Genomic DNA, 23187 nt, shown 5'->3' with positions numbered 1-23187 from the left:
ACAGTGGCGTTGTAAAAACCAAGGGCGTGGACGGGTGCCGTAGAACAACAGAATCCTTAATAATTAAGGATACGAAGAAGTCGATTCGAAGAGCTGCAGGCAGAAGCATGAGGATTCATGAAAACTCTCGATCATTGGAAAACCTGTTTGACGGAAACCCCGCACTATATCGAATGTTCTGAAATACGCTTAATGACAGGTCGAGACTCCGAACCGCCTGTCTTTGTAGGGCCGGGGCGAATCGAACTCAAGAGCAGTACAATCACCGAATTTCGGATGTTTGTGTCGCCCCAAGAAAACAGCGATGGCTTAATCAAGCTTCATCTGGCACATGCCAACCCCTATGAAATGCGCGATCAGTTCCGGTTATTCGCGACGGATTTTGAGGGCACGGAGTGGGCCGGTGGCTGGCTGCTGCCTCGCGTCGAAGAAGCGTCAAAGGCAGGCGCGCTGGTAACAGGTTCCATTCGCTCTCTGACTACTTTCGTATCGGGCGACTGGGTATCACCCGATGCCGGTGTCGAACTCTTATTTCAACCTGGCTTTCACATACCTATGACTGTGCCAATGCTGACGGTTCATACCATCGCAGACGAGGAGATTAGCCGCAGTTGGCGTGTAGGCCGACACGCTTTACAGCTTCTTGGATCGCACATTCAATTCGAACAGGACGCCAAAGATGATTTGCTCTGGCTCACAGCTAATACTTCGAGCGAACTTCCCCATCCTTTCCTCGAAAATTGGCTCGGCGAACCGCTACGAATTCTGATGGGACAGTTACATTACCCGCGTTTAGTGGCCCGGAATTTCGGCGATGGCTCCGCATTCGTTTCAGTCCAACAGTCTCCGAAGACGTTTCGCAACGCGTCTATTGGATCGCTTCTCGCTTCCGAACTCCTGCCAACTACCAAGCGTTTCTGGGAACTCTATGCTGCCTTACTCACCCTCATAGCGCAGGGCCGAAATCACGAAGGACACCCCAACCTCGAAGCACACAGACTGACCCGATTTTATGAAGAGATCATCCAGGCATCACAGGGGTCGCGCTGGGTTTGGTGTCTCACGCTAGCGAGTGCTGCTGAAGGCATTGCGAAGATGCTGATGCAACCCGAAGACGAGAAAACCGAGATTCCTCCCGCTGAGTTGGAAAGCATCAGAGCGGTGGTCTCTGCGTGGAAGGGGGACAAGCAGGTGAGATCGAGGGTTCTCGATTCGATCAGCTTGCTGAGCAAGAGCAGCGTCCCGGCTTTCCTTCGCAAGCTCGTAAGGAGGAATGTCATTGAGCAGCATCACGAAGATGCCTGGAAGAAGGTGCGCAATAGCGTGATGCATGGGAACCTTGTTTTGCCGTGGTCGACACAAGAAGAAGATGAGAGAGTGATCGCACTTGCAGAAATGGTACACAGTCTCACGCGCGAGATTGCAGGCGTGAGGTCTTCAACGACATCGGCGGATCGTACGTTTTCCCACACAATGCAGAGCGAGGAGTCTGTATGAAAATGGACGACCCTATTGAAGTCCATCTTGAGCATCTCAAGCAGGATTTGAATAAAAGCATCGAGAGTGATTTGACCGGAGCTACGGTGGCCAGCATCCTCTCTTTCATTCCAGGTGCTGGCGCAGCCATTCAGAGCTTGCTCGATGGCCGTGCAAAAGAGAATATTCAACGACGGTGGATTGAACTCTTTGTCGAACTAAGAAAACAAATCGACGCGATTCGTAATTCTATCCCGGATGACAGCTTCTACGGCTCTGAGGAATTTCAGACGTTACTGGCGCTCGCTCAGGAACAGCTCTGGACGACGCATGATCGAGAAAAGCTGCGAATGCTTGCGGCTGCGCTTGCACATAGCGGTGCAAAGGAATTTCAGACCGATGACAAAGAGTTGATGATTCGCGCCCTTCGTGCAATCAGTCCTACCGATTTGCAGAATTTGAATCACAATTACCTGAAGGGTTGGTTGCCACTTACCCAACATATCGAGTACGGCCCAGAGGTCTTAGGAAGTCTGTCGCGTCTTGCGAGTCTTGGACTTGTGAACGAACAGTTCTTACGACCCGATCCGAATACGAGCGATCAGCAGAAACTGGCATTCCTGCTCCGACACGGAACGCGACGCGTCTTTCAACTCTCGTCATTTGGGGAACGCTTCATGCTCTTCGTTGCTTCGCACCCAGCTCCGATGGAGGCGTCCTAAATTGATTTGAAAAATGGAGCTACTAACAGCAGCATCCTGTGACAGTCGGTATCTAAATGAGTAAGCAATGAAATCTCGGAGCGGAGTTGAAGGCCCAAACGGACGCGGATTCATGCACCTGATGCGGGCCCGTCAGCAGGTGCTCGCGTTCCTTCTTCGACATGGTCATATTTATACGACCGGCAAGCACGGGATCCAACGCCATCGTGCGTGGTTTGTCGAGCTTAAAGAGTTGATGTTGAAACGAAGATTCGGCTCTTCCGTCGCGCGATTATGCTAGAGATTGAATTTTGGGTTCTGCAGAACAATAGCGCTTATGTCGGAAAAAAAGGCCACAACATTGGGGTCTGCAATTGGAGCCGCACTAGGATGAGCGCTCTGGTTCCGATACATGAAGCACACCTCTAAACGCTCTGCTTCATTGCCATCGATCAGATTCATACCTTCAAGAATCACAACCAAATCAGTATCGAACACTGTCTGAAGTTCGGACAGCGTGGTGCAGGCGAATTCTTTGTTCCAACGCTTGAACTTGCCCGATGTCTGCGCCCTTATCTGGCGTGACATCGCGTTGAAATTGTCGAGTCCAAGGCGCATTATTTTTTGCTGAAATTTGTCGACGACGGCACACCAACCCATGACGATAGCGGCTCGTCTGTGACCTGATCCTGCACATTCGATCGCCTCTTTCAGATAATCGGATTCATCAGGGTTGGCCAGCCCCGGCACGAGCTTGCCGAGGTCGAAGATGCTCTCTACCTCTGTAGCGCTCTGCTTGATTGGCAATACAAACTTGTCGTCAAACTTCCTAAGAACTCGGTTAAGAACTGCTAAATAAGACGTTTTGAGATTACTTGGCCGGCTGAGAACATGGAGTTGCTTCATATCAGCAGCTGTCTGCTCAATAAGTTCTGCGGGCAACTTGGCTTTATGTTCGAGTGGGCTGCGCAACTCTTCTACCCAGTAGGTAGCTATAGTGTCGGCCTGATCGCGAATCGCCTTACGATTCACTTGTGCCGTTGTTAGGGCAGTGACATCCTTTTTTAAAGCCTGAAGATCCCTCTTGAATACCTCTACCTTCTCAAGAATGGGCTTTTTCATTGGGCCGTCCGAGCTGCGAACTCCTTGACGAGTTTGCCTAGCTCAATCATGCCGTCGCTGCTGAGCTTTTGGGCCGCTCCCTGCTTTTCCATCTCTCCCATGAAGAGCTTTGTCGCATTAGCACTCTTAAAATTCTTCTGGAAGTTAGTTCCGTCGTAGAAGCCCTTTTCCTGACAGATTGAACGCACAACCTCTGGGTCGACCTCAATTACGTTCTTCTCTATGCCTTTCTTCAGGGCCAGCAATAAGGCCCATTCGATCTGCCCACGGGCGATCTTGTTACCTTGAGGCTCTTGAACAAAGTGCACGGTGTCATCTTCGAACATCATCACTTTGCCGAGTTCGGAAGCGGTCACCCCAGTTTTCCCCATGAAAACCTTGATCTGCGATGGTGTCGGAATGGAACTGCCGTTCTCACCGGATGGCGGCGTCGGTTCCTTCTGCGGCCCTGCTGGTGGCGCTGGCGGCAGTTCCTGTCCCGACTTTTTTGACTCGGGTGTAGTTGAGGCAAGGAGGTTTTCCAAGAGGATTTCGAAACAGCGTTCTTTGAACGTGCTGGGAACGGAGTCTGCGATCTCGGCGATGGCTTTTATCTCTTCCTTCAACTTCTCAAACTTCATGGACGTGCCTCGTTCTCAACATTCAGTTGTGCTTGTGGCCCCTAAAGATGGTGTAAAAATAATAAACCCATGCAGCCTGTGACCAGAACGAAGTTGTTCTCAGCTGGCTGATGAGCGTCGGGAACGCATTAGTTCTGCTAAGTCGGCTTACAGGAACTAATTGACCGTGAAAGCAAGACTGGCCGATCCAACGCTGCGGTCAACTGTCGATAACAGGGCAAGCCACCCACGGAATAGCCCATATCAGTTCTGTCCCGAAATTGCCTTCTGGATATAAAAATCCAAGGCAGAGGCGCGAAATCTCCAGAGTTTGCCGAACTTGAGACCGGGAATCTCGCCGGCACGCGCCCTGCGCTTTACCGTCTCTGGATGCACTTTCAGCAACTTTGCTAATTCTTCACTATCAAGCCACGGTTCAAAATTGTGCCCATTCGTATTCTTTTCCTCGCGCATTGGCGTATCCTCTCCATGGATTTTGATTTTCTCTTGAGCTCTTTTCGGAGGTCCTCAAAAGGTCCAATACGGGGAAAATCCCGCTTGGAACGTGGTTCTGGAAGCGGTCCGTGCCACGCAGTTTCAGTAAGTTAGGTCTGGAAGTCGTGATGGCATGGAAGAGGTCATCGGTTCGATCCCGATCAGGTCCACCAATAAACTCAACAACATAGCGAATCGGCAAGAAAAACGCGATACGCTTTCGATACGTTGGTTCTCAAGCTGCATCTTCCGCAGCGTTTTCTACTACCTTCCGCGAACGATCCATCAGAACATCCACCACCCGGCTTTGCGCTTCGCGTTTGGCGGGTGTCAGAGCCTTCGTGTAAACATTCATCGTTGTAGAGATGTTGGCGTGGCGCATCAACTCCTGCACCACTTTGACATCTTCCCCGTTGGCTTTGAGCAATGTGGAGTATGTGTGTCGGAAGGAATGGAATCCGACCCACTTGGTGATCCCGGCCCGCTTTGCGGCGGGTTGCAGGAAACGGTCCAGCAGCGTGTCCGTCCAAGGCGGCATTTTCCCCTGCACTTTCTCGCTGGCGAAGACCCAATCATCGGGCTTGGCGTAGCAGGTTTCCTCCTTCCAGGACAACAGCTCATCAGCGGTGAACTCGTCAATGGGCACCGGCCTGCGGGAAGTCTCCGTCTTGCACTTCCCCACGATGCCATCCACGACCGACCGGGTGACCTCCATCTGCAAAGTCTTCCAGTCAATGTCCATCCACTTCAGGCCCAGGACTTCGCTGATGCGCAGCCCCGTCGTAGCTGCCACGATGCCGATGACGCGCATCTTCTGCGGCAGCTCCAGCATGAGTGCCCGGAACTCCGCCGCTTCCAGCGGCTCCGTGACCCGCGTCCGCTTCGCACTCTGGCGGACTGCAAAGATGGGGTTTTCCCCGTCGTTGAGCCAGCCATAGCGGATCGCGTGTTGAAAGACATCGCTCATAATGCCCTTGATTTTGGCTTTGGTACCGTTGGATAAATCATCGAGCGAACCAAGCCACCGCTCTACGGCTACCGCCTTCACATCCCGAATCCGAAAGCTGCCCCACCGGGGAACGATTCTTGATTCCAGATAAATGCGGTAGTTCTCTTTTGTCTGATGGACCTTCCGCTCCGACTCTTTTTCAAGGTCGAGTTCAATCAGTTGATAATGCTTCGCCAACTGCTCGAATGTCTCAGGCAAGCCTTCGGGACGTGAGGTGCTGTAGTTGATGTCGAGGCGCAGTGTGGAAACAGCCTTCCATGCCGCCGTTTCCGTTGGGTACTGCTTTACTGAGCCAATTACAAGAGCTTTTGGTTTGGGCTTGCCGGTGGCGTCAATTTCCCGCCACCGATACACCCATACTTCTGGCCCCTTCTTGCGTTTGTGACGGCTAAAAAATCCATGCTGATACCGTGGTCGATTCAAGAGAAATCCCTCTCATTCCGACCCCGATGGCTATCTAATTTTAGCGTTTCTTGGTCCAGCCATCGAGAGAGTTCTGAGAGACGAAATCGCCAGATTTTACGCGGCCCGTCGCCGATTGGATGCCCAGGCAATCGACCACTGCGGGACTTTGCAAGCAGAGTCTTGCGGGGCATAGCAAGAAAGTTCGCGGCTCGTTCTGCATCCACGAACGGTTCGAGTGATGCTGGTAACGATAAAGGCTCCATACGCACCTCACACGGAGAACTCAATGCAGAGATGAGCACCCCAACGTGAAGCGTAGCCGGACTACATATTTTTAGGACGGAAGTTTTTTCCAGCCCCTTATCCAAACAGGAAATGGTCAGAGGGCCGGAATCACCGACGATCAAGCGACTGGTCAATCGCTGTAAACTGTGTCATTAAGTTCCAACAAAGCAGAACTTTGTGGGCGTAACGATTGATGCGTCCAGAAAGCGATGTTAATCCTGACAGCGATACGAACGAGACCAATGTCTATCAGATCGATCACTTTCCGCGTGCTGGTTGCCTCACCTTCCGACCTCGCCGAGGAGCGGCAGGCAGCGACAGAAGCCATCTACGAGTGGAATGCGCAGCATGCCGCATCAGAGTCCATCGTTCTATTGCCCGTCAAATGGGAAACCCACGCCATGCCTGAATCAGGCGTGCGGCCACAGGAAGCGATCAATCGTCAGTTGGTACACAACAGTGACATTCTGATCGGAATGTTCTGGACGAAGCTTGGCACCAGTACAGGCGTAGCGGAATCCGGAACCGTCGAGGAAATCAATCAATTCGTCGGTGCCAAGAAACCTGCGATGCTCTATTTTTCGAGCCGTCCGATAGACCCGAGCAGAATCGATCTCAATCAACAAAAGAGACTCAAGGCTTTTAAGACCGCTACCTTGAAAACCTCTCTTGTTGGCAGCTTCAGCACGGTAACGGATTTACGGCAGACCCTGCTACGGGACCTTATCCGCTGTGTACGTGAAATTAAGGCAAGTGCTCCGTCCCGCCGTGTCACAAAACTGGAACAGGCCTCCAAAGTTACGGAACTGCTGATCGCCCATCAGAAGCATAAGATCACACCGGCGAGATTTCGACGTTTTCGTGAAGAGCTTCTCGGAGACCGAAAGCAGGCGAGCAAAAGCGGTATCAGTACGCACAATAGGACGGAGACCGGACCCAATGGCTTCCCAGTTGGGTACACGCGAGACGGGGACAAAGTTGAGTGGATTCCAGACGACGATGCGCCAGGAAAGAAATGGCCTATGCTTCTCCGGCGGGGGGACAAAGCGATTCACGAGGCCTATCAGGAATTCTGGGACAAGGTATGGTGGAATCGCCATCAGAACTGGTTGTATCGGATGAAGACCGGCGAAGAACCTCTTACAGAGGCACAGAAGCCTATTCTTGCGAAGGCAAAGAGGGCTGCCCGCCGCATCGAGCGGAAATACGGCAAGGAAAAACTTGGCTGGGATGATTTTGAGTGGGGTTTATTGAGCGGACGACTGTCCGCACTGTCCTGGGTCATGGGTTCTGAGTGGGATGAATCTCTAGATACTTAAGATCGGTACTTACAGGAGCATTGGATGGGTTGGAACGATCACATGGACGACAGTGAGCTTGGAAATCTACCACCTGAGGCATTCAGCACATGGGATGTTGATGGCCCTTTTGATCCCCAGGACCACTGGCTCGAAACGGCGAGCAGGGATCACCAGCTTATCGCGGTTCGGGAATGGTTTTTGAGCCGATACTGTGACCCTGCGCACGACACACCCTATAACGGCAGGGAAGGCGGATACCAGTTCATTCATGGAGGGCCATACGATCCGGCCGACGTCTTGCCGAGCCGCTTCAGCAGAGCGGTAAAAGACGATGTCATTCAAGAGGTCATCGACGAGCTATATCGGCAGGTAGGCGATGAATGGGCTCCAATACAGTTCAGTGCCCCAGACGATTATGACGAAGACTACGATGTAGTCGTTGAGACCAGCAGCCAGCCGCTAGCGAGACTACGCGACCGCGTGGCCCAGTCGAAGCAGGTGTTGACGCTCCAAGGCAATTTCCCCGCACAGCTGCTTGCGCGCAATCTGGTCTTTGCGTCGGTCATCACGAGCCTCGAATCATTCCTGTGGGAGACCGTCACTTACTGGGTTGATCACGATGATGCCATCACCGTCAACATCGTGACGAAGATCCCGGCATTCCGCGATTCGCCACTCAAATTAGGAGAAATCTTTGAACGCCGGGAGAATCTGAAACAAGAAATCAAGGCATACCTGCAGAACCTTGTGTGGCACCAGTGGAACAAGGTGGCGCCCCTGTTCATCTACGGGCTTGGAATTGAGATTCCCGGCTTCAAGCAATTCGAGGATGCGCTTATCAAGCGCCACGATATCGTTCATCGAAGCGGATTTACGAAGGCCGGCGTGCGGGTAAGAGTGGACGAAGTCGAAATCGACGCACTTTGTGAAAAAATCATTCGCTTCGCTTCCGAGGTCGATGAGAAGTTGGCAAAGCGAAAGACGTCATCCTAAGCGTGTCACCATCGCAATCCTTTTATCGCGGTCCTCGCTACTTAAAATATTCATCATGCCTTGTCTTCCTGAATCCGGCGGCTGTGAAAGACCTTTTACGGATGTCCTAGTTGCGCATCTAAACCGCGTCGAGGGTGCCCATTATGTTCATCGTGCCTGTCTCGATGTGGCCGAGAGGACAGTTCCGCAGCCCGAAGCGCTCTATGTGGATACGGAAAATGAACGCCAGCTCGTGATTGAGAGGAAGTCAATTTCTTGGCCAATTGACTATCCATATCGGCATAACAACGATCACGCCGTCGGCGAGCTGTTCGCTCATGAACTCCGCGATCTCACCGGCGATGATCTCTACGAGATTCGGCTCCCGATGCTGATGCAGGGTAAACGCGCCGAATTGCTCCGCTATGCCCTTCAGGCCACTAAGCAAATCCGGACGAAGTGGTCGACCATTGCATCCGGCTCAGGGTTAAAGGGTCGCGCCGGAGAAAGCTGGTGGTGGTTATTCCGCAAACTTCCCGAATGGGAGAGGGAAGATAACGCACCAAGCCGCGGACTCCAGATTTCATTGGTTGGGCCTGGCCTTTCCTTCGATGATTTTCTCGATCCCTCCAGCCTTCCTGATGAGCTTGAAGCTGCGCTGACGAAGATTTACGGTAATTGCACCGCGAAGTTCGCTTCTCACTCCGACGCGAGACGCATCCTGCTACTCGATCCGCACGGCGATCTTCGAACGGAGAGCGCCGAGTGGTGGCAGAAGGTTTGGGTGAATATGCCTCCACCTCCTTCCGTCCCCGAGATATGGTCTGGAATTCTCGATTGGGTCACCGATGATATCCAAGACTGGATGTTCGAACAGCTCTATTCAACCAACAGGTACTAGGATCGTAGATTCTGAGTTGCTCCAATTACAATTGCGGTCGTCGCCAATTATGAGAAATACGATCGCATTTTCTTTTTTCTGCTTGGCTCTTGCCGGATGCTCACCGCATTCCCCGTCCACCGGGAATGAAACGATGCCCTTTGCATCTTCCACATCTGACTCACCGAAGCTTCTTCCCGTTAAAGTTGCCGGAAAATTTGGCTATATCAACACCGTGGGACAGCTCGTCATCAATCCTCAATTCGACGCCGCAGAGAGCTTTTCGGAAGGACGAGCCGTAGTTTGTATAGGCAAACCATGCGATTGGTTCGGGAAAACAGGTGACTCACGCTGGGGTTTTATAGACGAAAACGGAAAAATGATCGTCACGCCGCAGTACCAAGCAGCCTCCGGCTTCAAAGAAGGACTCGCCTCTGTTTGTCTCGGAGACGGCTGCAGCGGAACGGATACTACAGCATCCCAGAGCCGCGGTTACATTGACAGAGACGGAAAACTGGTCATCCCGACACAATTCGGAATAGCTACTGATTTCCACGAAGGTTTGGCACAGGTTTGCATTGGCAAATGTGATTGGACTGAAGGATCAGGCTACAACGGAAAATTTGGGTTCATCGATCACTCAGGTCACTTCGTCATCAACCCTATCTATGACAACGCTGGCGACTTCACGAATGGGTTTGCAAACGTCACTATAGGCAAAGGGACGGACGCCAAATCCGGCTACATCGATAAGACCGGTAAAGTCATTTGGCAACCCTCAAACTGAATCCATCCACTGGTCATCGCAATTTGATGCATCGAACTGGGAGATATTCTGCTTGAGGGAAATAGCCTGTAGACTGCCCACAAAGAACGTCGGCGCTTTGTGGGCAAACGGTGTTCAGAGTTGCCACCTGTCTGTCGCGTCTGTGCAGGTTTCGACATCTTCGGGCAGTTCTAGCGCCCGACAATACCCTTCCTTGGGGGATGCCCCCTACAAGCTCTTGTTCTTAGCGGACATTGGTCGAGATTGCGCCGACAACCTCTTTCATGCCATTCACGTCAATGGTTGTAAGTTATTGAAAACATGGGCATCGATGGCGAATAAAAAGCATTTAAAAGCACCCTTCAGCACCCAAAAATCAGTTTCAGCACCCTCGTCAGCACCCTCGAATGATACTCCCGGTATCTTTGAATAACGGCGCTCACTATTAAAAGATAGTGCATCATGCTTTAATAGTTGAGGAGCTAATGAAGACATGTCACGAGATCGCAAGGCCGATACCAAAAGCCATTATGTGACCTCAACCCTCTCGGGCGAGCGGGTGCGGGCATTCATTCCTCCGCCATTGCCGCCCGATCCTGAGACTCTTGATCTGAGCTCGCTACAAGGCATTCTCGCAGAGGCGAACCAGGCGGTGGGCCGACTGGATGGTATGACCTCCGCTCTCCCCGATCTTAAGCTCTTCCTCTATTCGTATGTCCGGAAGGAAGCTGTTCTTTCCTCTCAGATTGAGGGAACACAGTCGTCGCTCTCAGACCTCCTACTCTATGAGAATGCAGAGGTGCCGGGCGTCCCCCTGGATGACGTTCAGGAAGTATCGAACTACGTGGCAGCCCTGAATCATGGACTTGAACGGTTGCGGGGTGGCTTTCCCCTCTCTCTCCGGCTTATTCGGGAGATACACGAAGTCCTGCTGTCAAAAGGACGGGGCAGCCATGCACAGCCGGGGCAGTTCAGAAAAAGCCAAAACTGGATCGGTGGCAGTCGTCCTGGTAATGCAGCGTATGTGCCTCCGCCACCCGAATACGTGATGGAGTGCATGGGCCAGCTCGAAACATTTCTGCATCAGGATGCTCCAAGGCTTCCTCTACTTGTGCGGGCTGGCCTCTCCCATGCCCAATTCGAGTCGATTCATCCGTTTCTCGATGGAAATGGCAGAGTGGGCAGGCTCCTTATCACCTTCATGCTCTGTGCTGAAGGAGCATTGCGTGAGCCCGTCCTCTATCTCAGCCTCTTCTTCAAACAACACAGGCAGCTCTACTATGAGCGGCTCAATGGAACGCGAGTGGGCGCAGGCTGGACCGAGTGGCTCGACTTCTATCTCCAGGGGGTGCGGGATACGGCGAATCAGGCGGCGAAGATGGCAGGGAGTATCGACACCCTGTTCCGGGCAGACAAAGAAAAGATTGAGAGACTCGGACGCGGAGCTGCTTCTGCCCTGCTGATCTACAGGTATGCCCAGGCCAACCCGCTCTTCTCAATCAGAAATGCGGCTCGTGAAACAAAGGTGAGTTTTCCAACCGCTTCCTCCGCTGTGGCTCGGATGACAGAGGAAGGCATTCTGCGTGAGTCGAGTGGAAAGCGAAGGGATCGTCTATTCCTCTATGACAGTTACCTCGACATTCTCAATCGGGAATCTTGATTCGTTGCATTGAGCTGAGTGACATGGCGCTCTCTCAAACGTATCAAGAACAGTGTTAGGATTTGAACCTTTATTTCAGCACCCTGTCCGGCACGATGTAAGGCTGTAATCGCAGTGATGTTTTCTCAATCGTGTCAGGCGTGGTCAGGACCTTCCCTCTTGTAGTCTCTCAAGTTGAATATGCCTAATCAGCCGCGAGCGTGCTCCATGCAGCCGCAGCACACTCAATGACACTGCGAAGTGTCTTCAAGCTTGCGCCGTCTCTCGCTTGGATTGAAAGGCCGTGCAAGATTGTCGTATAGAACTCGGCAATCCGCTCGACCGAGGCGCGCGGAGAAACATCGCCATTCTTCTGTCCACGTTTCAGACGTTCAGCAATCGCGCGCGCTGTTTGCAGACGGACCGACCGCAGATGTTTCTGGACCGATTGGCTTTCTTCACTACAGTTCATTGCGCCGAGAACAATAAGGCACCCTGGTGGGGTTTCGTGCGACGCAAACTCTTCGATGGCATCTCGCAGCATGGCTTCAATGGCTTCTCGTGCGGTTGGCTTTTCTTGTAGCGCTTTCGCTGTGGTCGAGCCAGCTGTACGGCGGTAGAGAGCGACAGCCTCCAGGAAGAGTTGTTCTTTGCTGCCGAACGCCGCGTAAATACTGGCTTGCGTGAGACCGAGAGAAGACCGCAAGTCCGCCATTGACGTACCTTCGTATCCAAAGCGCCAGAAGAGCCTCATGGCCTGTTCCAACGCGCGATCACGATCAAACTCACGAGGGCGTCCACGAGGTCTGGACATCTCAACTGCACTCTTTTTAGATCGAGTGATCAATAAATTTGCATTCGTCGGTTGCTCCATGTCATATTTATAGACCATGTGGTTTACAAATGTCATCTTTTGGCTCCTTTGGCTCTCGATGAGCGGACAAGTCTCTGCCGTAGCGCAGCCTGGGGCGTATGCGCCGAAGGGGTTTGTCTCCGGCGTTAAAGCGCCAGAAGACTTAATGTGGCTTCCCGGTACACCTTGGGTTGTTGTCAGTTCTATGCAGACCGCCAACGAAGACCCGGGGCATCTGTACCTGATCGACGCGGTAAACCCTGCTCATCGACAAATTATTTATCCCTCCGCCGAAACTCCCGTACATCGAGACGCTGCACGTTTTCCCGGCTGCGCAAATAGTCCCGAGGCTGCAAAATTTTTTCCACATGGGATTAACTATTTGCAACGCGACGGCAGAGACTTCGAGCTATACGCCATTAATCATGGCGGTCGGGAGAGTGTAGAAGTCTTTCGCATCAAGGTGCAGACCGAATCCGTCGAAAGCGAATGGATTGGATGTGTGCCATTGCCTCCGCACTCTTATGGAAATGGTGTGGCTCCCCTCCACGGTAGAGGATTAGTCATTTCCAAAATGTACGACCCTTCGGATAGATCGTTTCTAAAGAAGTTTGATGCAGGCATCCCTACAGGAACCGTGCTTAGATGGACGCCTGAGCGGGGGTGGTTCCCGGCGATCCACAAGCGGCTTTCCGGCGCGAATGGAGTTGAAACTTCTCCCGATGGAAGATGGCTCTATGTTTCTGAGTGGTCCGCACGGAAGCTTTGGAAGATACCTTTACACGGCAATGGACTTTCGCAAAGCATCGTACTTGATTTTCTTCCCGATAACCTCCGATGGACTACATCCGGGAACCTCCTGTTGACAGGACAGAACGCAACTCCTAGCCAAGTCTTCGGTTGCGATGCACGTCATGCCGTATGTCCGGCAGATTTCACTGTGCTACAGGTAGCCCCTACAACGCTCCAGACTCGTGTGCTCGTTCGCGGTGGCAATGGTGAGTTTGGTGGAGCAACGGGTGCTGCGCGTGTAAACAATGAACTGTGGGTGGGGAGTTTTCATGGAGATCGCGTAGCTCGTTATTCATTTGCAACCGAACCGGAGCTGAAATGACTACAAGCGTCACAGTTGGTACTGCGATCAAAGGCAGAAGCTATGGAGTTCTATTTTCTGTCTGTGTTGCAGCTTTGGTGTTGCCGCTCAGCTTCGCAGGCGCGACGGTTGCAACACCTGCGATCGGGCGCGAGCTCGGAGGTTCCCCAACAGAGTTGAATTGGATAGTCAACGCCTTCATGATGAGTTTTGGAAGCACTTTGATGATTGCGGGAACACTTGCAGATCGCTATGGGCGTAAACGTGTATTTGCCAGTGGTGTCGGCCTCTTTTCCTTGGTGTCTGCCCTGTTGGGTTCAGTTCATGGGATTCTCTGGCTTGACGGTCTTCGCGCACTGCAAGGAATCGCGGCGGCAGGAGCTTTCGCTGGTGGCAGTGCGATTTTGGCTCAGGAGTTCGACGGCCACACTCGTATAAAGGCTTTCAGCCTATTGGGAACGACATTTGGCATTGGATTAGCCTTCGGGCCTTTACTCGCAGGTTTTCTCGTAGATCGAGTTGGGTGGAGAGCAGTGTTCTGGAGCGGCACTCTGCTTGGTGTCGCGTCGCTTTTATCTGGTGCTCCGCGCATGATCGAATCCCGTAACAATGATGCTGGAAGAGTCGACATATTTGGAATGGCGAGTTTCACTGCCTGCCTTGTCTTGTTCACGTTTGCCCTAGTCCAATCAACCTCGTTTGGACTATTCAGCTACATTACGCTTTCCTGCTTCACGACATCAGTGGGCTTATTTGCCCTGTTCCTTCGCGCGGAAAGAACAGCCATTCATCCAATGCTCGACCTCTCTCTCTTCCGTCTCAAGCGTTTTTGGGGCGTTCAAATGCTGCCGATCGCTACTGCGTATTGCTATGTTGTCCTTCTTGTCGTTCTTCCTCTGTGTCTCATCGGTATACAAAAACAAAGTGCAACCAGTGCGGGACTCACTCTGCTCGCCTTATCAATGCCGATGCTGATTCTTCCATATGGAATCGCTCACCTCACGCATCGGATACAACCCGCAATTCTCTCATCTATAGGGCTCTTTATCGCATCCGCTGGCTGTTTATGGCTGCAAGTGGTTCTCGCAAATGCAAGTAGAAGTGAGTTGCTAGGTCCGTTGTTAATGATTGGCGCAGGCACAAGTATGCCCTGGGGCTTGATGGATGGCCTCGCGGTAAGCGTTGTTCCCAAGGAACGGTCTGGGATGGCGGCTGGGATTTTCAATACAGTTCGCGTTGCTGGCGAGAGCATTGCGATTGCCATCGTGGGCGCTGTTATGACGGTTCTATGTACGGATCGGCTTACTGCTGCTCACCTCTCCAATACAGGCGCAATCGGATCACATTTAGGAGGAGGCGACTTGATGGCGGCGGCGAAAGATGCTGGAGCGATGAATGTTTCTCAGCTTAGCCAGATCTATTTCCTGTCTCTCAGGACAGTCCTTATGGGGATCTGTCTGTTTACTCTCTTCTGTTCGGCAATAGTCCTACTGCTGAAGCCTCAAACGGATGGTTTCAGGCAGGAGTGATATGAACGTGCTTGGTGGCAACCTGTGTCTGGTCGAGTGCGCAGAGGTCTACATGCAAATTCCGAAAATCACACTCGATATGATGGCTGCCGTCATCGCACTGGCTCAAAAGAGAAATCTTGAGCCTGCTGGCAAAGAACTTGGATTGTCACCTTCCGCAGTCCACAAGAGAATCAAGGCTGCGAATTCAGTCTTCGGAACCAGGCTTTTTCTTGCAACGAACGACGGCTTCGAGCTCACCGAAGTCGGTCGCGTACTTTACTACCATGCTACCTCACCCATCGAGCAGGTACTACTGGCAGAGGAGACGACGAGAGTTGCAGCTCAGTTACGTGCGAGTCATCTCCTTGTCGGCCACTCTACCTACCTGCCCTCAACGCTGCTGGCACTGATCCACAGCCTTTCCTTCGTTTCAGCCTTGGGGATACGGCTAGAGCATAAGGCGGGCCTGACCCTAGCGCTGGCACAAGAAGTTCTCAAGGGCACACTGCACGCAGGTTTAGGATACCTGCCAGTTGTTCATCCCGATCTGCATGTCTATCAGATCGCCGAGGAGCCGATTGTTGTCTGTATGCCGAAAGGCCATCCACTGGCAGTCAAACCGCACATAGCACCGAAAGATTTAGAGGGACAACCCATCATCGCGGTATCGCGGGACACATTTCCCGTCCTGCATCGCGAGATTATCGAGTTCTTCGAAGACTTCAGTATCAAGCTTAATGTCGTCACAGATGCCTATGGGCCACCCGAGGCGATTACGATGGTCGAAAGAAAAATCGGCCTTTGTCTCGTGGCGGCCTGTAATGTTACATCCGTGGTCGCCTCGAAGCCCTTGTTTCCACAGATTCTCAAGCGCAGGTGCGGTCTCTTTGTGCGGGATGACAACCGGCATCCGGCGGTCAAGAATTTTGTCGACCTGCTTCTGGAGCGAACCGAAACTCAGCACCCCGCCGGCCGGCCTAGCGCTGGACCGGAAAGAAATGGTTGATCGGCTTCTTGTAAATCTGAGCCAATTCCATCAATTCCATTACATCGATGCTGCGGTCGCCACTTTCGCATCTTGTCATGAAATTGTGCGACCTGCCCATAATCGCAGAAACCTCGTGCTGAGTCAGCCCCGCCTTCTGCCGCGCTGCGATCAGGCGTTCCAGAAGCGTGTCGTAGGCATCCTGGAACTTCGCGGTCCTGGCCTTTCGTGATTTTCGTGTCTCTGCGGGCTTGGCTTTCTTCACAGATGACAGTCTTGTAAATTAGCCTCAAAGTACCTAATAAGTACCACCCCGAAAGGTATATGCTGTCCTTTCAGCAAGCGAATGATTTGCCTGGAGCACAAGATGAACCGGCCTTTTCTTGAACTTTCGGAAGCCGCCAATCTGACCGTGCAGACGCTCCGCGTATACGACGACCCCCCTTACGGGCGCGAGGTGCATCTGGTCTTTACGGACGGAAGCCAGATTTCCATCGACCTCGAAATCGCCGCGACGGTAAAAACGAAACATTACCGAGGCGATAGGGGCGGTGAGTTGGAGATTCTGCACGAGCATAGCGAGGCTTCGTTTTGAACCCGACCGTGCAAGTCCAGTAAGCCGTCGATGACACGCGATCCATTGCGCCGGGAGATGTAGACGATGAGGTCGAGATGCCGCTCGATCTCTGCTTCGACGGTAGCCAGGCCGAGGCCTGTGTTAGCGCGCATTGCCAGAGTTGCCAGCCGGGGTATGGCGTCCTCAGCGCTGCCGGCGTGAATCGTCGCCAGCATTCCTCGATGGCCTGTGTTCATGGCGTCCAGAAGCGTGAGGGCCTCGATACCGCGAATCTCACCCACGATGATCCGGTCGGGTGTGTGCCGGAGGATGGCTCTAAGCAAGTCATCGAAGGTAACGGCGCCGCGGTGAGTGTCGGTCTGCGACTCTGCGGAAACCACATGGGGCTTACGGATGTGCAGCTCCGCCGTGTCTTCGATGACCAGGATGCGGTCCTCTTCGGGAATGAAATCAGCCAGCACGGAAAGCATCGTGGTCTTGCCGGTGGCCGTTGCGCCTGCAACCAGAATGTTGTCGCCGCGGCGCACTCTTTCCGTCAACGTATCGGCCAATTCCGCGGTAAGCATCCCACGAGCAACAAGGTCCCGGATCGTGAAATTCCTAGAGGTGAACTTTCGGATCGTTAAAAGGGGACGAGGATTGACTACTGGAGGGATGATAGCCGCCAGGCGGCTTCCGTCCGGCAGCCGCAGGTTGAGGATTGGCGAATCGGCGTCCAGCTTTTTGCCGAAGCGGTTGGCGATCACTTCCAGGCCGGCACTCAACGCTCCTTCTTCAAAGCGAACATCGGGAAGGCGCTGCTTCTGTTCGTTCTCTTCCATCCAGACAGTTCCATCCGAGTTCACCATGATCTCGCTGACGGTGTTGCTCATTAGCAGAGGCTCGATAGGCTTGAGAAACGGGATGATGATGTCGAAGCTCATGCGCGTGCCCTCTCTGGATCGAAACCGATGCGCTCCTGCTCGAACCATGTCATGTTTGCCGGCAGGAAGTCGGGCTTAAGGTAGCAATAGGTGGGCGGCAACGGACTGACGCCATCGAAAGCCGCGACGATGGCCTGAGCGTTCTTCAGCTCGAAGAATGCTTTCTCTTCAAACAGCGGCTCCCGGTGCCGCTGGTACTGCTTCGATGCGGAGACGGAGCCTTTGCTGGAGGCCGTTCGGCCACTGAGCCAGCCGACGTTTGCATTGCTGCTGGACTCCGACACGGTGTAGCTGATCCGAGTGCGGTCAGCCTTGCCGCAGATTTCGGATGCGAAGCGGGCCGTATCGGGGTCCGAGGTCGTAAGAAAGACCTTAGTCCTGAACGCCTGCAGGAGAGTCTTGACGCCCTCGTTGGGCAGGGCGTCCTTGAGCGAGGACGTGCTTTGCGTAGCGACAACGGGGATGCACTTGGGCTGTCTGGAAAGTGACCAAAACCGCTCATCTCCATTTGGGTTGTCGGCGCCCACAGATGCAAAAAGCTGATACTCGTCACAGATAAAAGCGGTCGGACGAAAATGCCTGTGCGGTTCCAAGTCCATCTTCGGAATCCGCAGCAGCACGGCGCGCTGATAGTCCACTTTCATCAGCGTTCCTATCGTTTTCGAGAGCGCGGGATTCAGGGCGACGGGAAAGTTGAGACCCACAACAGCGCCGGATTCGATCAGCTCATCGAACGGCGGCAGGACGCGACCATGAGGATCGGCGGCACAGGGTTTGCCGTCGTAGAGTTCTTTCAGTGGGCAGAAAACGCGCCGCACGTCGGGGTCCGTCTCGAACAACGAAAGAAAGACGGCTATGCCCTGAATGATGCTGGTCTTGACTTCATTGCGGAAAAATTTCCAATGTTCCCAGTACCAATAATGAACGCTCTGCCAGCGGATGCGCTGCGCGGGGTCGTATGGCTTGCGAGTATAGACGCGGGCCTCGGCGTCCGTGTGCTCGGTCAACGTGCTTTCAAGCGACTCGCTCCACGGAGCTACATATTGATTGGTGTTGCGGTCTAGCTCGAAGCCGAAGGCGGCCAGCAACTCCGTATATTCGTGGTACGTCTCCGGTGAGACTCCGACATACGGTACATCGGAGAAGCGTGAGCCAACGTCCACAAGCATGTCTTCAAGCTGGCCGGCGCTGACCACAGTACGGAAGATGTCTACCATCGTGACGTACCCATCGCGGATGCGATGGAGCAGGATGACGTACCGCACGAGGTCGGTATAACTCTGCTGCCAGAATGGTTCCTTCCCTTTGCCCCAGATGGCAGTGATGACCGATGCGATATTGAATGCCTGCGCGTAAGGGTCCAGAGAGTTGTTGAGCGGGTTGTAGCGCATGGGGCCGTCAAGAGACACTTCCACGTAGTCATTCGCTCTGCCGCAGTCCTCAAGAATCTTCTGAAGCTGCCGGCAAAGGTCGCCTTTTACTTCGAGGACGATGCCGGAGAGCTTTCGCGCCGCGTCCTTTGCACGGTAGGCGAATAGCTGCCGCATAGCCGGCAGGATGACGCCCTGAGTCTTTCCTGAGCCAATCGAGCCGATGACGGCGACTCCGGTGTAGAGGCCGCGTTCTGGTATCTCCAGCCAGCGCGGAGCTGACGATGGATCGGGGCGTAACTGGTGGTGGATCTCACCTAGCACCAGCGCAAGGTCACGCCGCGACATGGGATTGGGCAGCGGCGGCAATGCCCCGGCTGCGGCTTCAATCTCCCGCCGGTAGATGTGGACGTACATCAGGGAGAGCAGCATGGAACAGAACAGGAACGGCGTCGTGAACAGAAACAGGTCGTATCCGTGGACGACGACTGCATACAAGCCGGGCTTCTCCAATGCGAAGTAGTGCAACAGTGGGACGGTCGCAGGCCACGGCCAGAGCGCATGAAGCATGATGCTGGCCGAGGCCGCCACGCCAAGCGACAACACCAGACGGTATGCGATGACGATGCGCGTCAGACTTTGGAGAGATGAGCGCAGCCAGTTCACTTGTCGGACTCCGCGTTTGCAGGCAGCGACTGCTTGTATTGCTGAAAGTCTTCGCTCTGGCTGAGAGCGAAGCGCAGCAAGTGATTCACGATGTAGCTGGTGTCGTTCTCCGACCAGCGGCACATCAGTTCCACGTCGTCCGCAACCGTGCCGTCGATGGTGGCTTTCAACGCCACTCGCCGGACACGGCTTGCGCCTTTTTCGATTCGTAGTTTGCTCATCTCTGGTACTCCTTCGGTACTAGGTTTGTCCTGTCGCAGTCCGTTTACTGGACTGCTGTTGTTCGGTCTTTTACGGAGGGCGGGAACGACCAGCGGCAGCGGCAAGCCCGGAGGGCGGGTCGTTCCCGCCCTCCGCCGCACTTATTCTCCGCCCTCGCTTTCGGCTAAGTTGTTGTCGAAGAGGGTTTTCTGCACCAGTACCTGACCCCGGATGCTGCCCATGCTGCTGCCCACGCCGGAATTTAGGAATTTGGGGTAATCGGCGTCGATAAGCTCGGTGACGAACTGTGCGCGGTGCGTCTCGGCGTGAAAAAGCCTGCGTACCTTGTCCGCGTCCATCGCGCCGTTGCCCCATGACGCAATCAGTCCCAGGTGGACAGGCGCACGATAGATGCTCTCCCCCTGAAGCAAAAGCTGGTGGTCTGCCGGCGTAATCGCGCCGCGTCCCGAATGAAACCTGTGCCGCGTTTCCAGCCAGCGGATCAGATGGCCGATACCTAATGGACAGGCTGAGGTTCCATGTCCGAGCGGCATGAATCGCTCGAAGAGACGCCTGGCCGCGGTGAAATTCATGGGCGACGTGGAAGCATACGCAACCACGGCGCGCTCCAGGGAACGGATGAGTCCGCCGTATGCTTCGAGGAAATGCGCGAATCTGGAGGTGGATCGCTGCGCTTCGTCCACGAAGGCAAAGCGGACAGTGGGCGGTTTAGATTGCAGAAAAGATGTCGGGACAGACGGCAGGAAAGCCGCTGTGTGATCCAATGCTTCCGGCCTCACTTTGAGCGACGAGAAAAGTTGCTGCCGCGCCTCGTCCGATTCAATGAAGGACTCCTGCCCAAGATGGCGCAGGACATAATCAAGCGCAATGAGCCTGCGCCGAATCTCCGGCGTCGATTTCAGGCGGCGGTTCTGAGAGTCATTGCGCCCGATGATCCGGTACACCTGTTTGCTGTGCAGGTGATAGATGTACCGGCCTTCGGCGCACGGAAGAGCGGTAACGTGTCCCAGCTCCGCAGCCTTTCGTAAAAAGCTGGTGGCGACACCGCCGCGCTCGCGTTGGACGGATGCAATGAACTGCCGGCGAAGGAAATAGCCGGAGTGTACGGCGGCCATATACATGAAGGTGGCTTCGCGGTCGGTATAACCGGCGCGCACCAATGATTCGAGTGAGGTGTGGCTCATAGGTCCATCACCCAATCGAGCATGTGCTGCTCGTCCTCGATGGTGGCGAGGCGTGAATGGTCGGAGGCCGAGGCATACATGCGAAAACCTGCCTGGGACTTGGCGCGCATGTGTCCGGGGCGATAGGCTGCGGTCACTACTTCCACGTCGGAGAACGCTGTGCGCGATCCCTCGTCCACGTCGTAATGAATCCGTGCGTCGGGAATCTCAATCTTGTTGCGGACGAAGGGGAGCTGCTGCTGCTCGGCCACCTCGCGCTTGATGTCGGTCATGTCGCGCTCAGGATCGGCTTTGCGGGCGGCGCGGATGGCTTTCTGGACTTTGGACTTGATCTCGAAATCAAGCTCCACGCGGAGATTGCTGCCACCTTCTTTGTCAATGCGCTCGGCTTCTTTCTGATAAGCGCGATAAATCTGTGTGTCATGCTCGGCCTCACGCGGTTTGACCAGGCCGTGATATAGCTTCTGCTCCGGCGCAAGGCCGCCGGCCTCGTGAGCCAGGCGCTTGCCGTCTTTGGTGAGCGTGACAACCTCAATCTGTTTTCGCGGAAGCCAATGGCCGTCATTCCGGGGAGAGACGGAATCGACGGACACAAGGCCGCGCTCTTTCAGGTAATGCAGGTCGGCACGCATGGCTCGCTCGTCGCCGCCGTAAATCGAGCGCGCCGCATCCTTGGTATTGAGAACGCGGAAGCGGCCCGTCTCTATGAGTAGCTGCCGCTCCTCTGGCCGCAGGCGCACATCCCAGATGTCCACGGCGACGCCCTCTCGCGTCCGGCGCGGGCGGTGTTCCGGCTCCCGGCTGCGTTTGATTTCGTCCGCTTCGGGCGCTGGCTTTCGTTCTATTCGCGGATGAGCGGGACCGCCAACGGCAGGGCGTTGCAGACGGTCAAGGTTGTCATCGACAACCGATACCGGCAAAGACGATACAGCGGATTCCGGCACAATATCTCGCTGGCGCGGAATCTCCGGTTCATGGGGAAGCTCAAGCCTCACTGCCATCCTCCTCAAGCTCGCGCTTGCGGCCCCGGACGATCCGCACGTCGTAATCCGAGGGATCGCCAAAGGCGTTCATCTTTTTCTCGGCGGCTTCGCGCAGCTTGCGGATGCGCGCAATCATGTCCTGGGAGTCCTCGAAATGTTCGTCGTCGCGGCTGCTCATGGCTGTTCCTCGTCATTGCCGAACTGTGAAAGGATCTCTTCGGAGAGGGCGCTGTGGCCGCTGTGAATCTCCTGATCCAGATGGGTTAGTTTCCGGCCAGCGTCGCGCAGAAAAAACTTGCGCTCGATCCAGATGGTGAGTCCCAGGATGTTTACGAACAGCAGCGCACAGTAGGCGGCGATGGGCTGCCAGTAGCGATGCAGAATGAGACTGCGCCAGGGAACGAGAAAATGCAGTTCGTGCATGAGGCCGAAGCCCAGCGCGAGAAACACAAGCGTAGCCACGAAGACGGCGTTAGCGAGCATGGCTGTCAGTTTCCGAACGCCTGATCTTCGTGGACGTAGCTGATAACGAGGCCGAGCGGATTGGTCAGCAGCATGGCGTTCGGCGCTTCGTCACGAAAGCCGTAAACCACATTCGCAGTCCAGCGTTCCCGGCTCTGCTCCTGCTGGTCGCCTAGTGAATATGAGACCTTCTCAAACTCGATGTGTGCGCGATACGGCGCCTGCCGTATGTCATCCAGCACCACGGCCTTGATCTCGATGTCCACGTTGGGGGCGCTCGGGTCGAGTAGGAACGTCTCAAGCGTCTTTGCTTTGGTAACGCGGGACAAAGTCGCACCCTGCAATTCATTGGAAAAGAAATTCAGGGACTCGGAGAAGTCGCGTTGCAGTGTGGCGTGATTGCGTCCGTAATAGAGCTGCGCCCAGCGCGCAAGATAGTATTTGCTGACGCGCTCCACAGGGACTTTCGAGAAGTCGGCATAATTCATCACCTGTCCGCGTCCGGCGTCTGTAGTGGAGATAATGAGGGGCTTCAAGCGCAATGCGGCGGTCTGCGCCCGGTAGAGCAGCACCAAACAGCCAAGCGTAACGGCTGAGAGCACGAGCAGCGCGACTTTCAGATATGTGTTGGTGACAACTGGCTCGGCGTACAACTCCAGAAACTTCAGGCCGGCATCCGTAACCATCGGTGTGTTTTTCTCTGGCATA

Annotated in this window: 26 protein-coding genes; 11 read left to right on the top strand and 15 right to left on the bottom strand. The window is 54.3% G+C overall.

Annotation, left to right across the window (positions count from 1 at the left end):
* Positions 1-117: 117 nt before the first annotated feature.
* Positions 118-1497, top strand: a complete 1380-nt coding sequence (locus AC5S3R_RS07050; RefSeq protein WP_494266311.1) for a hypothetical protein — start codon at positions 118-120, stop codon at positions 1495-1497.
* Entirely contained in the window at positions 1494-2198 is a 705-nt protein-coding gene (locus AC5S3R_RS07045; protein ID WP_494266310.1) for a hypothetical protein, read from the top strand. The genes AC5S3R_RS07050 and AC5S3R_RS07045 overlap by 4 nt, the downstream gene beginning before the upstream one ends.
* A gap of 276 nt (positions 2199-2474) precedes the next feature.
* Here AC5S3R_RS07045 and AC5S3R_RS07040 read toward each other — a convergent pair whose 3' ends face one another.
* From AC5S3R_RS07040 to AC5S3R_RS07020, 5 genes are all read right to left on the bottom strand, one after another.
* Positions 2475-3299, bottom strand: coding sequence for a hypothetical protein (locus AC5S3R_RS07040; protein WP_494266309.1), 825 nt, complete (start codon positions 3297-3299; stop codon positions 2475-2477).
* The gene (locus AC5S3R_RS07035) at positions 3296-3919 is read right to left on the bottom strand and encodes a hypothetical protein (protein ID WP_494266308.1); all 624 of its coding nucleotides are present in this window, start codon (positions 3917-3919) and stop codon (positions 3296-3298) included. Before AC5S3R_RS07035 ends, AC5S3R_RS07040 begins: the two co-directional genes overlap by 4 nt.
* Before the next feature lie 243 nt (positions 3920-4162).
* Positions 4163-4372, bottom strand: a complete 210-nt coding sequence (locus AC5S3R_RS07030) for a helix-turn-helix domain-containing protein (protein WP_494266307.1) — start codon at positions 4370-4372, stop codon at positions 4163-4165.
* 256 nt (positions 4373-4628) lie between these two features.
* On the bottom strand, positions 4629-5825 hold the full coding sequence (locus tag AC5S3R_RS07025) for a tyrosine-type recombinase/integrase (protein ID WP_494266306.1): 1197 nt from the start codon (positions 5823-5825) through the stop codon (positions 4629-4631).
* Complete coding sequence (locus AC5S3R_RS07020) at positions 5822-6070, bottom strand: helix-turn-helix domain-containing protein (RefSeq protein WP_494266305.1); 249 nt, start codon at positions 6068-6070, stop codon at positions 5822-5824. The genes AC5S3R_RS07025 and AC5S3R_RS07020 overlap by 4 nt, the downstream gene beginning before the upstream one ends.
* 264 nt (positions 6071-6334) lie before the next feature.
* Here AC5S3R_RS07020 and AC5S3R_RS07015 point away from each other — a divergent pair, with 264 nt between their 5' ends.
* The 5 genes from AC5S3R_RS07015 (at position 6335) to AC5S3R_RS06995 (ending at position 11671) form a co-directional block, all read left to right on the top strand.
* Entirely contained in the window at positions 6335-7411 is a 1077-nt protein-coding gene (locus AC5S3R_RS07015; RefSeq protein ID WP_494266304.1) for a DUF4062 domain-containing protein, read from the top strand.
* Positions 7412-7435: 24 nt separating this feature from the next.
* Complete coding sequence (locus AC5S3R_RS07010; RefSeq protein WP_494266303.1) at positions 7436-8386, top strand: hypothetical protein; 951 nt, start codon at positions 7436-7438, stop codon at positions 8384-8386.
* A 55-nt stretch (positions 8387-8441) separates the two neighbouring features.
* Positions 8442-9266 (top strand): hypothetical protein, encoded by an 825-nt coding sequence (locus tag AC5S3R_RS07005; protein ID WP_494266302.1) that lies wholly within the window; start codon positions 8442-8444, stop codon positions 9264-9266.
* A 133-nt stretch (positions 9267-9399) separates the two neighbouring features.
* Entirely contained in the window at positions 9400-10032 is a 633-nt protein-coding gene (locus AC5S3R_RS07000; protein ID WP_494266301.1) for a WG repeat-containing protein, read from the top strand.
* A gap of 472 nt (positions 10033-10504) precedes the next feature.
* Entirely contained in the window at positions 10505-11671 is a 1167-nt protein-coding gene (locus AC5S3R_RS06995) for a Fic family protein (protein ID WP_494266300.1), read from the top strand.
* A 184-nt stretch (positions 11672-11855) separates the two neighbouring features.
* Here the strand turns inward: AC5S3R_RS06995 and AC5S3R_RS06990 are convergent, their stop codons facing one another.
* On the bottom strand, positions 11856-12560 hold the full coding sequence (locus tag AC5S3R_RS06990; protein ID WP_494266299.1) for a TetR/AcrR family transcriptional regulator: 705 nt from the start codon (positions 12558-12560) through the stop codon (positions 11856-11858).
* A gap of 22 nt (positions 12561-12582) precedes the next feature.
* Between AC5S3R_RS06990 and AC5S3R_RS06985 the strand changes: the two genes are divergently transcribed.
* Genes AC5S3R_RS06985 through AC5S3R_RS06975 form a run of 3 tightly spaced genes read left to right on the top strand, consistent with a single transcriptional unit; the run spans position 12583 to position 16113 of the window.
* Positions 12583-13617, top strand: a complete 1035-nt coding sequence (locus tag AC5S3R_RS06985) for a hypothetical protein (protein ID WP_494266298.1) — start codon at positions 12583-12585, stop codon at positions 13615-13617.
* A complete protein-coding gene (locus AC5S3R_RS06980) occupies positions 13614-15125 on the top strand; it encodes an MFS transporter (protein WP_494266297.1) in 1512 nt (503 codons plus the stop codon). The genes AC5S3R_RS06985 and AC5S3R_RS06980 overlap by 4 nt, the downstream gene beginning before the upstream one ends.
* A 1-nt stretch (position 15126) precedes the next feature.
* Positions 15127-16113 (top strand): LysR family transcriptional regulator, encoded by a 987-nt coding sequence (locus AC5S3R_RS06975; RefSeq protein WP_494266296.1) that lies wholly within the window; start codon positions 15127-15129, stop codon positions 16111-16113.
* On the opposite strand, the gene AC5S3R_RS06970 is transcribed toward AC5S3R_RS06975, so the two are convergent.
* Complete coding sequence (locus AC5S3R_RS06970; protein WP_494266295.1) at positions 16085-16357, bottom strand: helix-turn-helix domain-containing protein; 273 nt, start codon at positions 16355-16357, stop codon at positions 16085-16087. The genes AC5S3R_RS06975 and AC5S3R_RS06970 overlap by 29 nt on opposite strands.
* A gap of 102 nt (positions 16358-16459) precedes the next feature.
* Here AC5S3R_RS06970 and AC5S3R_RS06965 point away from each other — a divergent pair, with 102 nt between their 5' ends.
* A complete protein-coding gene (locus AC5S3R_RS06965; RefSeq protein ID WP_494266294.1) occupies positions 16460-16687 on the top strand; it encodes a hypothetical protein in 228 nt (75 codons plus the stop codon).
* Here the strand turns inward: AC5S3R_RS06965 and AC5S3R_RS06960 are convergent.
* The 8 genes from AC5S3R_RS06960 to AC5S3R_RS06925 all read right to left on the bottom strand — a co-directional run bounded on the left by AC5S3R_RS06960 (position 16624) and on the right by AC5S3R_RS06925 (position 23186).
* On the bottom strand, positions 16624-17592 hold the full coding sequence (locus tag AC5S3R_RS06960; RefSeq protein WP_494266293.1) for a TadA family conjugal transfer-associated ATPase: 969 nt from the start codon (positions 17590-17592) through the stop codon (positions 16624-16626). The genes AC5S3R_RS06965 and AC5S3R_RS06960 overlap by 64 nt on opposite strands.
* The gene (locus AC5S3R_RS06955) at positions 17589-19628 is read right to left on the bottom strand and encodes a type IV secretory system conjugative DNA transfer family protein (protein WP_494266292.1); all 2040 of its coding nucleotides are present in this window, start codon (positions 19626-19628) and stop codon (positions 17589-17591) included. The genes AC5S3R_RS06960 and AC5S3R_RS06955 overlap by 4 nt, the downstream gene beginning before the upstream one ends.
* The gene (locus tag AC5S3R_RS06950; RefSeq protein WP_494266291.1) at positions 19625-19849 is read right to left on the bottom strand and encodes a hypothetical protein; all 225 of its coding nucleotides are present in this window, start codon (positions 19847-19849) and stop codon (positions 19625-19627) included. The genes AC5S3R_RS06955 and AC5S3R_RS06950 overlap by 4 nt, the downstream gene beginning before the upstream one ends.
* Positions 19850-19990: 141 nt before the next feature.
* Positions 19991-21034 carry a hypothetical protein gene (locus tag AC5S3R_RS06945; RefSeq protein WP_494266290.1) on the bottom strand — a complete coding sequence of 348 codons (1044 nt, stop codon included), beginning with the start codon at positions 21032-21034 and terminating at the stop codon, positions 19991-19993.
* The gene (locus AC5S3R_RS06940; protein WP_494266289.1) at positions 21031-22029 is read right to left on the bottom strand and encodes a hypothetical protein; all 999 of its coding nucleotides are present in this window, start codon (positions 22027-22029) and stop codon (positions 21031-21033) included. Before AC5S3R_RS06940 ends, AC5S3R_RS06945 begins: the two co-directional genes overlap by 4 nt.
* Positions 22019-22195 (bottom strand): hypothetical protein, encoded by a 177-nt coding sequence (locus AC5S3R_RS06935; protein ID WP_494266288.1) that lies wholly within the window; start codon positions 22193-22195, stop codon positions 22019-22021. Before AC5S3R_RS06935 ends, AC5S3R_RS06940 begins: the two co-directional genes overlap by 11 nt.
* Positions 22192-22500, bottom strand: a complete 309-nt coding sequence (locus tag AC5S3R_RS06930) for a hypothetical protein (RefSeq protein ID WP_494266287.1) — start codon at positions 22498-22500, stop codon at positions 22192-22194. Before AC5S3R_RS06930 ends, AC5S3R_RS06935 begins: the two co-directional genes overlap by 4 nt.
* Positions 22501-22505: 5 nt before the next feature.
* Positions 22506-23186 (bottom strand): VirB8/TrbF family protein, encoded by a 681-nt coding sequence (locus AC5S3R_RS06925; RefSeq protein WP_494266286.1) that lies wholly within the window; start codon positions 23184-23186, stop codon positions 22506-22508.
* Position 23187: the final 1 nt, after the last annotated feature.

Source organism: Occallatibacter sp. FHG110214_02, assembly GCF_059115385.1.
Note: the sequence above shows the minus strand (reverse complement) of the source record. Positions and strands in the feature narration are given on the sequence as shown.